The organism is Alteriqipengyuania halimionae, assembly GCF_009827575.1.
GTDB classification, from domain to species: Bacteria; Pseudomonadota; Alphaproteobacteria; order Sphingomonadales; family Sphingomonadaceae; genus Alteriqipengyuania_A; species Alteriqipengyuania_A halimionae.
Genome location: NZ_WTYR01000001.1, coordinates 2,020,093 through 2,033,232 on the forward strand (window position 1 = coordinate 2,020,093; position 13,140 = coordinate 2,033,232).

Annotated in this window: 13 protein-coding genes; 4 read left to right on the forward strand and 9 right to left on the reverse strand. The window is 65.2% G+C overall.

Translation table 11 applies throughout. The annotated features are described in order from the left end of the window. Window positions 1-4: 4 nt before the first annotated feature. Genes GRI68_RS09790 through GRI68_RS09800 form a run of 3 tightly spaced genes read right to left on the reverse strand, consistent with a single transcriptional unit; the run spans window position 5 to window position 3,442 of the window. On the reverse strand, window positions 5-1,129 hold the full coding sequence (locus GRI68_RS09790) for an HlyD family secretion protein (RefSeq protein ID WP_160617073.1): 1,125 nt from the start codon (window positions 1,127-1,129) through the stop codon (window positions 5-7). Continuing rightward, window positions 1,126-2,811 (reverse strand): MFS transporter, encoded by a 1,686-nt coding sequence (locus GRI68_RS09795; RefSeq protein WP_325063794.1) that lies wholly within the window; start codon window positions 2,809-2,811, stop codon window positions 1,126-1,128. Before GRI68_RS09795 ends, GRI68_RS09790 begins: the two co-directional genes overlap by 4 nt. Next, window positions 2,804-3,442: a TetR family transcriptional regulator gene (locus GRI68_RS09800; protein WP_160617074.1), complete on the reverse strand. Its 639-nt coding sequence runs from the start codon at window positions 3,440-3,442 to the stop codon at window positions 2,804-2,806. Before GRI68_RS09800 ends, GRI68_RS09795 begins: the two co-directional genes overlap by 8 nt. 117 nt (window positions 3,443-3,559) lie before the next feature. On the opposite strand from GRI68_RS09800, the gene GRI68_RS09805 reads away from it, so the two are divergent. Both GRI68_RS09805 and GRI68_RS09810 read left to right on the forward strand, forming a co-directional pair. Beyond that, window positions 3,560-4,354, forward strand: coding sequence for a transglutaminase-like domain-containing protein (locus GRI68_RS09805; RefSeq protein WP_160617075.1), 795 nt, complete (start codon window positions 3,560-3,562; stop codon window positions 4,352-4,354). A 111-nt stretch (window positions 4,355-4,465) separates the two neighbouring features. Beyond that, on the forward strand, window positions 4,466-5,131 hold the full coding sequence (locus GRI68_RS09810; protein ID WP_160617076.1) for a L,D-transpeptidase family protein: 666 nt from the start codon (window positions 4,466-4,468) through the stop codon (window positions 5,129-5,131). On the opposite strand, the gene tilS is transcribed toward GRI68_RS09810, so the two are convergent. The 5 genes from tilS to GRI68_RS09835 form a co-directional block, all read right to left on the reverse strand. Continuing rightward, entirely contained in the window at window positions 5,128-6,090 is a 963-nt protein-coding gene (gene tilS, locus GRI68_RS09815; protein WP_160617938.1) for a tRNA lysidine(34) synthetase TilS, read from the reverse strand. The genes GRI68_RS09810 and tilS overlap by 4 nt on opposite strands. 12 nt (window positions 6,091-6,102) lie before the next feature. Next, window positions 6,103-7,005, reverse strand: coding sequence for a tetratricopeptide repeat protein (locus tag GRI68_RS09820; RefSeq protein ID WP_160617077.1), 903 nt, complete (start codon window positions 7,003-7,005; stop codon window positions 6,103-6,105). 109 nt (window positions 7,006-7,114) lie between these two features. Further along, window positions 7,115-8,023 (reverse strand): helix-turn-helix domain-containing protein, encoded by a 909-nt coding sequence (locus tag GRI68_RS09825; protein ID WP_160617078.1) that lies wholly within the window; start codon window positions 8,021-8,023, stop codon window positions 7,115-7,117. A 133-nt stretch (window positions 8,024-8,156) separates the two neighbouring features. Beyond that, window positions 8,157-10,433: a phosphoenolpyruvate--protein phosphotransferase gene (gene ptsP / locus GRI68_RS09830; RefSeq protein WP_160617079.1), complete on the reverse strand. Its 2,277-nt coding sequence runs from the start codon at window positions 10,431-10,433 to the stop codon at window positions 8,157-8,159. Window positions 10,434-10,488: 55 nt separating this feature from the next. Then, entirely contained in the window at window positions 10,489-10,644 is a 156-nt protein-coding gene (locus GRI68_RS09835; protein ID WP_160617080.1) for a YdcH family protein, read from the reverse strand. Between the two features lie 204 nt (window positions 10,645-10,848). Here GRI68_RS09835 and GRI68_RS09840 point away from each other — a divergent pair, with 204 nt between their 5' ends. Next, the gene (locus GRI68_RS09840) at window positions 10,849-11,046 is read left to right on the forward strand and encodes a YdcH family protein (protein WP_160617081.1); all 198 of its coding nucleotides are present in this window, start codon (window positions 10,849-10,851) and stop codon (window positions 11,044-11,046) included. Window positions 11,047-11,163: 117 nt separating this feature from the next. Further along, window positions 11,164-11,631 (forward strand): DUF1465 family protein, encoded by a 468-nt coding sequence (locus tag GRI68_RS09845; RefSeq protein WP_160617082.1) that lies wholly within the window; start codon window positions 11,164-11,166, stop codon window positions 11,629-11,631. A 10-nt stretch (window positions 11,632-11,641) separates the two neighbouring features. Here the strand turns inward: GRI68_RS09845 and glpK are convergent, their stop codons facing one another. Further along, window positions 11,642-13,108: a glycerol kinase GlpK gene (glpK, locus tag GRI68_RS09850; protein ID WP_160617083.1), complete on the reverse strand. Its 1,467-nt coding sequence runs from the start codon at window positions 13,106-13,108 to the stop codon at window positions 11,642-11,644. Window positions 13,109-13,140 lie beyond the last annotated feature (32 nt).

The window sequence follows — 13,140 nt, forward strand, 5'->3', positions numbered from 1 at the left end:
GCGATCACTCCTTCGTGTGCACGGTGGCGACGACCGACATGCCGGGACCGAGCCGCTTGGCGGCCGCCTGACCCTCGTCGAGCACGATTCGCACCGCGATCCGCTGCGGCACCTTGACGAAATTGCCCGCCCCGGTGTCCGGCTTCACCAGACTGAATTCACTGCTCGCCGCGGGCGCGATGCTCTGAACACGGCCGGTCAGCTCGATCCCGCCCAGCGCGTCGATCGAGAGCGTCGCGCGCTGGCCGACGGCCATTTTGGCGGTCTGCGTTTCTTTGAAATTCGCGACCACCCACAATTCGTCGGGCACGATATACATCAGCTGCGTTCCGGCGGAGACGAGCTGTCCCACGCGTGCGGTGACTTCGCTCAACCGACCCGAGCGCGGCGCGCGGATTTCGGTGCGCGACAATTCGAACTCGGCGAGTCCGCGCGAAGCTTCGGCGCCGGAGACCTGCGCCTCGAGCGCGCCGCGACCGACATTGACCGAGCGGACATTCTCGTCCGCGATCGCGCGCTGGGCCTTGGCCTGTCGCACGCCTGCCTGCGCTTGTTGCAAGGCCGCGCGCGCCTGATCGCGCTCGCGCAACGAGACCGAGCCTTCATCCACCAGTTCGGCGATCCGCTTCATGTCGGCCTGCGCCTTTTGCAAACCGGCTTGTGCGCTGGCGACGGCTGCATCCTGCAATTCGAGCTGCGCCCGGGCGGATCGCAGGCTCTGCGCGCTATTGGCCAGCGAGGCGCGTTGGGCAGCGGTGTTGGCCGCCCCCTGCTGCACTTTCTCGCGGTAGGGCGCATCGTCGATCCGGGCGAGCAGATCGCCTTTCTTCACGCGCTGGAAGTCGGTCACCGGCACTTCGACTAGATACCCGGCCACTTGTGGGCTCACGACCGTGGTGCGGCCGCGGACATAGGCGTTGTTGGTGGTCTGGTCGCCGCCATCGAACGGCGGCAGGCCCCACGCGAACAGGGCGGCCAGCACGCCGGCCAGAAGGATGAAGAAGCCGACGCCGATCCGGCGGCGCGAGAGATTGGGCGACCAGCCCTTGCCATGATCGGCTGCGGGCGGAGCTTCCTGTTCTTCGATCGCTTCGACTTCGGCGTCGGTTTGAGTGGTAGGGTTCGTCATTGGCTGTTCCTCGAGAGCCTGGCCTCGATGAAGGCCAGTTCCTTGGCGAGCGGATTATGCCCGCGAATCTTGTTGATGATCCACGGCACGCAAATCGCCACGAAGGTGATCGCGGCGAGCGTGCCGATCAGAAAGAAGACGTCGTTGAAGGCGAGCACGGCAGCCTCGCGCCCAATTTCCTGCGATATGCTGGATGCCGCCGCCTGCTGGCGCAGGACCGGATCGGCCTGCGTCGCTGCCACGCCGCGCCCGGCATTCGCCATCGCTTCGGCGAGTTGCGGATTGCCCATGGTCAGGGTGCTGCCTGCATCGATCATGTGCGTCTTCACCCGCACCTTGTGAAAAGCCGAGAGGATCGCGATGCCGCCGAGCCCGCCGATCGATTGCGAGAGCGAGAAGATCGCGATGAAGCTGATGACGTAGCTCGGCCCTGCGGTCAGCGCCCGCAGCATCCCTTCCATCATGATCGGGCCCATGCTGAACACGGCGGCAAAAGCGATCGCAGCCTGGGTGAAGTAGAGATCCTGCGGCCGGCTCATCACACCGGAGCGCGTATCGAGAAATGCGGCGATGCAGATGACCAGCACCGCGAACAGCACCGGGCGGGTCAAGTCCTTCGGATCGAGCCGGATGACCGAGAGCAGCATCCCGCCCATGGTCGCCCCGGCGAGAATCCAGAAATAGGATGCCAGTTGCTGGCCGCCCAAGCCGAGCGTGGTGAACATCCCGGTTGCACCGAAGCCCTGCTCGGCCACCAGGACGCGCACGGTCGCGCCGACAATGGCGAGCTTCAGGATTGCGCGGCTCGACAGCCAGCTGAGATCGAGCATCGGAGATTTACGATGCGCCTCGATCAGCAGACAGCCGCCGATGCCGATGATCGCAACCACCAGTGCGTAGCCGAGCCACGGTGTGTCCCACCACTGGATGCGCCCCTGGATCAGGAAAGCGCAAAGCGCACCGACGCCCACGATGAACAGGCCGAAGCTTGGTATATCGAGCTTTTCGAATGTGTTCTTGCGCACGCCGGGTGGCAGTCGCAGCAGGTAGACCATGCCGAGACCCAGCAGGGACAGCGCGAACTGGAACTCGAAGATGTTGCCCATGTCGCCATCGACCAGCAGTGCCGGCGATATCGCGCGGGTGAGCGGGATCGCGATTTGCGACAGCCCGATCGAAATCACGAGGCCCGCCACCCGCATCGCGGCGGGTAGCCCTTGCATGAGGTAATAAATCGCCAGCGCGGACAGCCCGCTGGCGGTAATCCCGGCTACCGCCCGCGCGGCCAGTTCGGGATAATAGCCCGGCTCGAGCATCTGGACGAAATTGGCCGCCACCAGCGCAGCCATCGCCCAGCGGACGAAAGGCTGGATGCCGAATTCCTGGCGCACCCGGAACAGCATCATGCTCATGCACGCATAGGTCGTGTAGAAGGCGACCGTCAGCCAGCCGAGCTCGACCGGCGTGATCGCGAACTCGGCTTGCAGCGCCGCGCTATTGGCGAGCAGAAAGCCGTTCTGCGACCCGCCGATGAGACCCATGGATACGCCAATCGCAAGATAGGCCGCGCGCCGTCTGCCCGGGTGATCGGGATTGGCAGGCGATCCGGGCAGGATCGGCATTTCGTGCGGCTTGAACCGGTAGCCGTCGATCTCGTCGATCAGGACATCGTGATCAGCCACAGCGAAATGCTCCGTCGATCAGCGTGTCGTGAAGCGCGGCTTCGAACGTTGCGTCGTCCTCCATGCCCGCGACGAGTTTGGCCAGCCGGTCCCGTCGCGCTACTTTGCTGGCGCTCGAGTAGATGAAATCGGCGATGCGGAACTGGAGGTGCGAGACCTCGCCCTTGCATTCCTCCAGCGCCGCTTGCGCCAAAGCGAGGAAGAACTCGTGCAAGGGCTGCGAAAGCTCCTCGAGCAGAAATTGCGACCGTTCGCTGTCGACGGTGATGTCGCGCAGCAGCAGGCGCGGCACTTCGGGCCAGGCGAGCAGGTGCGCGAGATAGGCCTTCATCGCATGCCGCAACCGGTCGTGCGGATTCGCGTCCGACACATCCGCGAGCGCACGATCGAGCGCCGCGAGAAGATCGAGTGCCGCTTTCGCCACGATCGCCTTCCACAGCCCCTTCTTTCCGCCGAAACGGTAGGAAATCAGCGCCACATCGACCTTCGCATCGCTCGCGATCTCACGCAGCGAGGCAGCTTCGTACCCCTTGTCGGCAAAACGCAGCACCGCCGCACGCGCAATCGCGGCGCTGGTGTCCGTATCGGTTTCTGTGTCTTTGGGCCGTCCGCGGCCACGCCTGTCGGTCATCGAATTGTCCTTTGCACGACGCTACATAAGCCGATCGCGAATTTATTCAATAGGCGTTGAATATTGCATCTCGTCCATGGCTCCGGACACTTCGGGGGTTCTGCGCATTGGACTGGTATGAAGCTCGATATCGAAACCCACCTGACGTTCACGCTCGACCAGCCGACCGATGTTCTGCTGCAAATCGAAGCTGCCCATATCCCGGAGCAGGAGATCCTCTCCTGCTCGCTCGACCACAGCGCAGGCGAGCATTTCGCCCGCGTTCCGGCGAACGACATGATCGGCGAAAGAACCTGGATGCGCGCCAAGGGCGAAGTGTCGATCGACTACCGCGCAAGCGTCGAGCCGTGTCGGGACCTGTCGCCCGTCCCCTCGCTCGACCCGCTGCCCACCCACCTGCTGCCCGGCGAAGTCGTGCCCTACCTGTTCGACAGCCGCTACTGCCAAGCCGATCGCTTCCAGGCCTTCGTCGATGCCGAATTCGGTGACAGCCAGGGCGGCCAGCGTGTCGAGGCGATCCGCGAGTGGCTGACGCGCAAGTTCGCATATGTTCCCGGAGCCAGCGGGCCGCACACCACCGCGCTCGACAGTTTCGTCGAACGCCGCGGCGTGTGCCGCGACTATGCGCATGTCACGATTGCAATGGCCCGCGCCTCGATGATCCCGGCGCGCTATGTCAGCCTCTACGGACCCGATGTCGATCCGCAGGATTTCCACGCTGTCGCCGAAGTTTTCCTAGCCAGCGACGATGGCGAAGGCGGCGAATGGCAGCCGGTCGATGCGACGGGCATGGTCGAAGCGGCGGAAATGGTGAAGATCGGGGTTGGCCGCGATGCCGCAGACGTCAGTTTCCTGACCAGCTTCGGGCAGTTGAATTTGCGCGACAAGACCGTTTCCGTGACGCGCGGCTGACGTCGCTACTGGCCGACGATCCGGGCCGATGGTCCGGACGGTGCAAGCGCATCGGACAACCGACTCACATTTTTTACCAAATGTCGCTATATGGTGCTTCGAAGCACACCTATGGCAAGCCTTTCGCCCTCCCAACGGCTGGCCGCTTTCGGCGGACTGGTCCTAGCCCTCGGCATCTCGGCCGGGGGTGCGGTGTTGCTTGCCGAAGGGGAAGATGCCGCCGCGCAGGAAATCCCCTATCAGGATGCGATGGGCGAGGCCCCGACCTCTGCCCCCGTGATCCAGCAAACCGATCCGACCCCCGAGGTCTATCCGGACGATTCCTTCGTCATCAAGCGCGTGCTTCCGATCAACGGCCCGATCAAATACGGCGAGTGGCATTGGGACGACGAGGGTGTGCCCGACGGGCCGCTGGTGGTCACGGTCGATCTGCAGGCCCGCGTGATCTCGGTGTTCCGCGACGGCTACGAGATCGGCGCGGCCGCCGTGCTGCTGGGCACGGACGACCATCCCACTCCCGTGGGCGTGTTCCCGATCCTGCAGAAGAACAAGGATCACGTCTCGAATCTCTACGATGCCGAGATGCCGTATATGATGCGACTGACCTGGGACGGGGTGGCGATCCACGGAAGCCCGGTTGAAAACGGCTATGCCAGCCATGGCTGCGTCGGCACGCCCAACGGCTTTGCCGAGAAGCTGTTCTCGGTCGCCAAGCTCGGCGACAAGGTCATCGTGACCGACGGCAAGCGTATCGGCGTGGGCGACCCGCTCGTCTAGTTTCCCCGCGTGTGGTCTGCGCGCGAGGCTTCTTTTCCGAACCGCCAGACGTGTCGACCGGGGCGTGCCACCACGCCGGCCAAGGTGCCCACATCCCCACGCACCAAGGCATCATGCAATCGCGCGATCTCTGATACCCCGGGCCTGCCTTCGCCCACCCGAGCAAGGATGCGCTCGATCACACGCAGCGCCAGCGCGCGCGGCAGGTCGTGCTGCATGGCAAGGCGGTCGCCATCCATCCACACATCGTCGGCTACGATCCGATCTGCCATCCAGTCGAGCGCGGCGTCGGCCTCGGCCAGATGCGCCGCGCTGGCCGCGATGGCCGGTCGATCGAGCCAGCCAGTATCCGCCAGTTGCGCGCGCATGCGAGCCCGATCGGAACGCGGATCGCGGTTCGAAGGATCGTCGACTGCTGCCCACCCTCGGGCCTCGACCAGCGCGGCCAGTTCGGAATGGGACCAGTCGAGCAGAGGCCGGATAATCTCGGCCCCGGCGATCGACACATGCTCGCGAATGCCTGACAATCCGCCCACACCCGACGCCCGGTTGAGGCGCATCATCAACGTTTCCGCCTGGTCGTCGGCATGATGCGCCGTGGCGATCCGGCCGATGTCACGGTCCGAGGCCCAGGAAGCCAGCGCCTCGTAGCGTGCGGCGCGGGCGCGGTCGGCAGTGTTGCCTTTGCCGATCGAAACCGGAAGCACTGCATGCGGCACGCCGAGTTCGCCGCAGCACTCGCCTACGAAGCGTGCTTCGTCCGCACTCTCGGCCCGCAATCCGTGGTCGACCGTGGCGCAGTGCACTTTGCCCGGGAATGCGGCACCGGCGAGCAGCAGGAGGGCAAGGCTATCGGGCCCGCCCGAAATGGCCACGCCCAGCGCGCCGTCGGCGCCGCCGCTTAACCGGCGGACGCTGTCCGCAAAACGAGCGAAGAGGGCGGGGTCGGACGTATCAATCGGCGCTGGCCCCTAGCTGCAGGTGACGCGGTCGCGGGTCGAATCATACAGCGATTCGAGGCGCCCGACCGCTTCCGAAGCATATTCGCGCGAGAACACGCCCAGCGCAGTGCAGGCGCGTTCGGTCTCGCCGCGCTCGATCATCGCGATGGCGAGATAAAGCACGCTGTCGCCCGCCCGCGCACCGGCCTTGTTCGAGGTGTAGTTCTCAACGAACCACGCCGCCGCCTGATCCGCATCGCCATCGTCAAGATAGGCGCGCCCGATGAGGTTGCGTCCGTAACTGACGAGGCGGTGATCGGGATAATCGCGCACGAAGATTTTCAGCTGCTGGCGCGCTTCGGGATAGAAGCCTGCATCCCACAGCCGAAAACCGTAGGTGTATTCGTCTTCACCGGCGTCGCTCGACTGCGGCTTGACGACCGCAGCAACGGCGGCGACCCGCGCGGGAGACGGTGCCGCTACGGCTTCTTCCTCGGGCTCCTCGATCGTGGCTTCGGCCGTCGCGGTTTCCTGGGCCTGTTCTTCGCGCGCTTCGGCGGCTGCGCCGGTTTCGAGCGCGGTCAGGCGGCTATCGAAATTGCGCAAATCGTTGCGATCTTCCTCGACCAGCGAAGTCAGCCGCGCGATTTCGGATTCGAGGGTATCGAGCCGCGCGAGGATATCGGTCACGGCGCCGGTCGCCGGCGTGCCGGCCTGCGGCGTGGACTGGGTGCCCCCGCGATCGACCTGCGGTTCGAAGAAGCGCCCGTCGCCGCCGGGAAATACCGTGCGCTGCAAGGCGCGGACCTGCGCTTCGAGGGCGCGGATGCGGACTTCGGCATCGTCCTGCGCCTGGACAGGCATGGCAGACAGCGAAAGTCCAAGCGCCAGCGCGGCGCCAAACGGAGTGCGGAAGGCGGAAAAGCGGATCATGGCCGGTTCCTCGAATGCGCAAAAATGGAAGGCGTATCATGCCGCAGGAACGACAAACGCGCGATGAACGATTGGGTAACCAAAAGCAGGTGCCGCTGTCGAGCGGCGGTCAGCCCTCGGTAGTGGAATCTTCAGCCGAGGCGGTCGGAGCATCGACCGGTTGCCCGAACCGTTGACCGAGTGCGATTGCCGAGACCGGCACGTCCTTCATTGTCACCTGCTCGGCCGAAAGGCGCGGCAATTCGCGACCGCCCACGGATATGCCGAGAGCTTCGGGTCGACCGGTCCACAGCAATGGCCGGAAGGCCTCGTCCGGCACGGTATAGCGTTCGCCCTTGCTCATGATCTTCTGCATCAGCTGGCGACCATTGCCATCATAGAATTTGACCCAGACCTCGTCGGCCAGCGCGGTGAAGACCACCGCATCGTCTTCGGCAATCGGGCCGTCGGGTGTGTCCGCACCCTCGGCATCTGCCGTCTGCGCAGTCTCGCCCTGCTCGGTGGGCTCGTCGCTGCGCAGGGGCGGAAAATCGGCACCGGGGGCGAAATAGCTGCGCCAGAATGTCAGCGCGCCGACGACCGCGATGACGATACCGGCCAGCGCGGCAAACCAGGCGATTTTGGGGCTCGCAACACGGGCGGGGTCGCCCGGCTCGAACCTGTCCTGCTTTTGCGACGCGGCATAGGCCACCGCCCCGTCGAGTTCGACGCGGACCTGCTCGGCAATCTCGTTCTCGTTGAGCCCGACAGCCCGTGCATAGGTGCGCGAGAAACCGATCGCGTACGTGCGCGAAGGCAGTGCGCCATAGTCGCCCTCCTCGATCGCCACGAGAGAGCGCGACGGAATCTTGGTAGACTCGGCCAGGTCGTCTCGACTGACGCCCATCTCCTCGCGCGCGGCAACCAGCCGCTCATGCGCTTGCAATCCCGCTGCGCCGGCAGCGCCGCCATCGGCGGTGCCAGTCACAAGTTCGTCCCCTTCGTTTTCCGGAAAATCCGGAGCGCTTTGCGCCGTCATTGAGTCCCCGCCAAGTTATACGTCCGCCACTATGAGAGGCTGTGGATAAAAAAGAGTCAACGCCGCATCCCGGGCGCTGCGCCAAGTGGTTGGGATTACCGGACGACTCGGCCCGGGGCCGGGCCTGTACGGGTCAATCGACGTCGATCTCATGCTCCACAGCCCATTGCGAGAGCGAATCGCGCATGCTGGCGGGCGGATTGGCGAGCCATTGCGCCATCGCCGATTCGATCGCCGCGACATCGATCCGGCGCACCAGTTCCTTGATCGGACCAACCGCAGCCGGGGTGATCGAAAGCCGGCGATAACCGAGCCCGATCAGCGCCAGCGCCTCGAGCCTTCGCCCGCCCATTTCACCGCATACGCCCAGATCGATCTGGTGACCGACCGTCGCCAGCTGGATCCGCTTGAGGAAGCGCAGGATCGCCGGGCTCAGCCAGTCATAGCGTTCGGCGAGGCGCGGATGCGCGCGATCGGCCGCAAAAAGGAATTGCGTCAGATCGTTGGTCCCGACCGAGAGAAACGACAGGCGCGGGATCAGGTCGTCGAGGCATTCGGCCAGCGCGGGCACTTCGAGCATGCAGCCATAGCGCACCTCGTCGGGCACTTTCTTGCGCCGCTCGCGCAGCCATTTTAGCTGGTTCTCGAAGATTTCGCGCGCGGCGTCGAATTCCCACGGTTCGGAGACCATCGGGAACATCACGCTGAGCGTGCGGCCCGCCGCCGCTTCGAGCAGCGCGCGCGACTGCGCCTTCATCAGACCTTCGCGATCGAGCGCGATCCGCAGGGCGCGCCAGCCCATTGCCGGGTTTTCCTCCGCGACAACGTCTTCGTGGTGGAGATAGGGCAGCGCCTTGTCGCCCCCGATATCGACCGTGCGGAAAATCACCGGCTTGTTACCAGCCGCATCGAGCACGTCCCGATAAAGGCGCAGCTGACGTTCGCGCGCCGGCAGGGTCGAAGAGACGAGAAACTGGAATTCGGTGCGGAACAGCCCGATCCCGTCCGCCCCCGTGAGCGCCAGCGTCGGCATGTCGTCGCGCAGGCCGGCGTTCATCATCACCGTGATGCGCGTGCCGTCGCGGGTGAACGGTTCGACATCGCGCAGCTTGGCGTAAGCAGCCTGGCGCTCCTTGTTCTTGGTGAACCGCGCTGCGAACGCATCGACCACGCTTTGCGCCGGGCGCACGAAGGCCGTGGCGTTGTTGGCGTCGAGCAGGATCTCGTCGCCCTCGCGCACCTGACCGCGCACATTGCGCACCCGGCCGAGCACTGGCACCCCCATAGCCCGCGCCACGATCACGACATGCGCGGTCAGCGAGCCTTCCTCGAGTACCACACCCTTGAGCCTGCGCTTGTCGTATTCGAGCAGTTCGGCCGGGCCGAGATTGCGCGCGACCAGGATCGCATCCTCGCGCAGCCCCCGGCTCGCGGCGGTACCGAGCTGGCCCGACACGATCCGCAACAGGCGATTGGCGAGATCCTCCAGGTCGTGCATCCGGTCGGCCAGCAGCGGGTCGTCGATCTGCCGCATCCGCATCCGCGTGCGCTGCTGCACGCGCTCGATTGCCGCCTCGGCGGTCAGGCCGCTGTCGATCGCCTCGTTGATACGGCGCCCCCATCCTTCGTCGTAGGCAAACATCTTGTAGGTCGCGAGGACCTCTTCATGTTCGCCGCCGACGCCGAATTCGGCCTGCTTGGCGATGTCGTCGATCTGCTCGCGCATCTTGTCGAAGGCGACATAGACCCGCTGGCGTTCGGCCTCGGTGTCCTCGGCCACGGTGTGTTCGATGGTGATGCGCGGCTGGTGGAACACGGCGCGCCCTGCGGCGAGGCCGCGCACCAGGGCCTGGCCGAACAGCTGGACCGGTTCGGTCAGATGCTCGTTTTCGCGCGAGACCGATTCCTCGTCGACGAGGTCGGCATTGTCGATCAGTTCGGCCATCACCATCGCGACAGTCTGGAGCGCTTCGATCTCGACCTCTTCATAGCGGCGGGGATCGGTATGCTGCACCGAGAGCACGCCCACCGCGCGTTCGCGGCGCACGATCGGCACACCGGCGAAGGAGTGGAACTTGTCCTCGCCCGTTTCGGGGCGATAGCTGAAGTCGGGATGCGACGCGGCTTCGGCGAGATTGAGCGTCTCGATATTGACCGCGATCGATCCGACCAGGCCTTCGCCGGTGCCAAGCCGGGTGACGTGCACCGCGCTCTGGTCGAGACCGCGCGTGGCGAACAATTCTAGCTCGCCTTCGCGCAGCAGGTAGATCGAGCAGACTTCGCTATCGAGTTCCTCGCCGATCACCTCTACCACTCGGTCGAGCTTGGCCTGGGCGCTGTCGCGCCCGGCCATTACCTCGTGCAGGCGGGTGAGGATCGATCGGGCGGAGGAGGCGGCGGATGTCGGCATGGGCCGATACTAGCCCAATGCCGACACGATTAGAAAGCCAAGATGCGACAGCGTCTTAGTGTCGCGTCAACTCGTCCTTCAATGCGAGCTTCTTGCGCTTGAGGTCATGGATCACCGCGTCATCCGGCATGGGGCGGCTTTGCTCTTCGCGCAATCGGGCTTCGACCCGGGCGTGCTTGGCCTGCAATGCTGATGCGTGGGATGTGTCCATGGTTATAACTCCTCGTCATGGCAGCCCGTGCGGGATGCACGTGCCGACGTTTGCCGACGCCCGAGGAATGATCGTATTCCGACTCGCCCTCGGGCGATGCGACTGATTGTCATGCAAGCAGATTAAACATATCTTGCAAGCGATGAATTTTCGCCCCGCGTCGAATGGACAGCGGGCTGCGACCAGGGGAGCGACGACGAGGCGATGGACGAAGAAGAGCTGCGGCGACGCCTCGAGCAATTGCGGATCGAGCATCGCGATCTCGACGCGGCGATCGATGCGCTGGCGCTTTCCGCGACGCCCGATCAGTTGCGGATCATGCGCTTGAAGAAGCGCAAACTGGCGATGAAAGACCAGATTTCGGCGATCGAGGACGCGCTGGTGCCCGACATCATCGCCTGAGCCCAAGCCGATAAAATATTGGTAAATTGTTTCTTAACGGGACACCGGCCAGCGAGCGCCCCATACACGGCTCCTTGCGCTTGCACGGAAGGGATCGCCCACGGTAACGATGCCCGAATGCACGCCGCCGCATCCTTCCGCCCCCGCCTTGTCGAGACGCTTTATCACGAAGCGATCGAGCTGTCGGACGTGGTGCGCGAGTGCTTCGACCTGAGCGACGCCGAAGCCCGCGCGGCGCCGGTCGATGATCCCTACAAGCTGGCCCTCTCCTGCGAAGCACTGCGGGCGACCACGCGCATGATGCATGCGGTGGCCTGGCTGCTCAACAATCGCGCATTCCATCGCGGCCAAATGTCGGAATTCCAGCTGCGCCGCACCGGCGGGCTGACCAGCCTGCCCGAGCGTGACCCGAACCGGATTGCCCTGCTGCCGACACGATTGCGCGCGCTCGTCGAGCAGACCGAAGCGTTTTATAATCGACTGCTCCGGCTCCAGGCCCAATGGAACGCCGCCGAGAGCGGCCCGCCCCCCGCCGTCGATGCGATGCAGCGCCAGATCGCCGAGGCCTTCCGCAAGGCGTCCTGACACCGGTCCGTCAGACGGCCTGCAGCGCCTTGTCCCAGGCCGCAATCCGCCTTTCGCGACGTGCCTCTTTCATCACCGGATCGAACCGCCGCCGCTGGCCCGTCATCGCCGACGCAGCCGCTTCGAGCGTCTCGAACCACCCATATCCCACCGCCGCCAGCATCGCCGCGCCGAGCGCGGTGGTTTCGACCATGCCGGGGCGCTCGACCGGAAGTTGGAGAATATCGGCGAGGTCCTGCGCGATCCAGTCGTTCGCCGCCATGCCGCCATCGATTCGCAGCGTTTCCCACTCCGCCCCGTCGGCGGCGAAGGCGGTGGCGAGATCGCGGGTCTGCATCGCCATCGCTTCGAGCGCGGCGCGCACGATCTGCGCGCGGCCACTCGCGAAACTGAGCCCCGCGATGACCCCGCGCGCATCGGGATCCCAATGCGGCGCGCCAAGTCCCGACAGCGCCGGGACCACCACCACACCCCCGCTATCCTCGACCGAGCGTGCCATGTCTTCGGTTTCTTTCGCGCTACCGATCAGGCCCAGCGTGTCGCGCAGCCACTGGATCAGGCTACCGGCAACGAACACCGAGCCTTCGAGCGCATAATGGCGCCGCCCACCCAGCTGATACAGCACGGTGCCGAGCAGACGGTGCGTCGACGTCGGCACCGTCGTGCCCTGATTGGTGAGCACGAAGGCCCCGGTGCCATAGGTCGCCTTGGTTTCTCCCGGCGCGAGGCAGGCCTGGCCGATGGTGGCCGATTGCTGGTCGCCCGCCAGGCCGCAGATCGCGATCGGCGTTCCGGTGAGGCCGGCCGAGGATTCGGCCAGCGCACCGGCATTGTCGACGATCGCGGGCAAGGCTTCGCGCGGCACTTCGAACAGGGTGCACAGATCGTCGTCCCATTCCGCCCCGTCGAGCCCAAGCAGCAGCGTGCGGCTCGCATTGCTCGCATCGGTGACATGCGCGCCCGACAGCTTGAACACGAGCCAGCTTTCGATCGTACCGAATGCGAGCCGCCCCTCGCCACAAGCCGCGGCGACGGCATCGTCGTTCTTCAGCAGCCAGTGCATCTTGGTGGCCGAGAAATAGGGATCGAGCAGCAGCCCCGTCTTCGCCGAGACCGCGCTTTCCTCGCCGCGCCGCTTGAGCGTGGCGCAATATTCGGCGGTGCGACGGTCCTGCCACACGATCGCGCGGGCGAGCGGCTCGCCGGTTTCACGATCCCATGCGACGACCGTCTCGCGCTGGTTGGTGATCCCGATCGCGGCGATCCTGTCGGCTCCGCCGGCGGCATCCACCGCTTCGCCCATGCAGGCGCGGGTCTCGTCCCAGATCTCGCCCGCATCGTGTTCGACCCAGCCGGGCTGCGGATAATGCTGTTCGAATTCGCGCTGGCTGGTGTGATGCAGCGCGCCCTTGCGGTCGAACAGCATCGCCCGGGTCGAGGTAGTGCCCGCATCGAGCACGAGAATATAGTCGGTCATGCAATCTCCATCCCCTACCGGTTGCGGGAGGG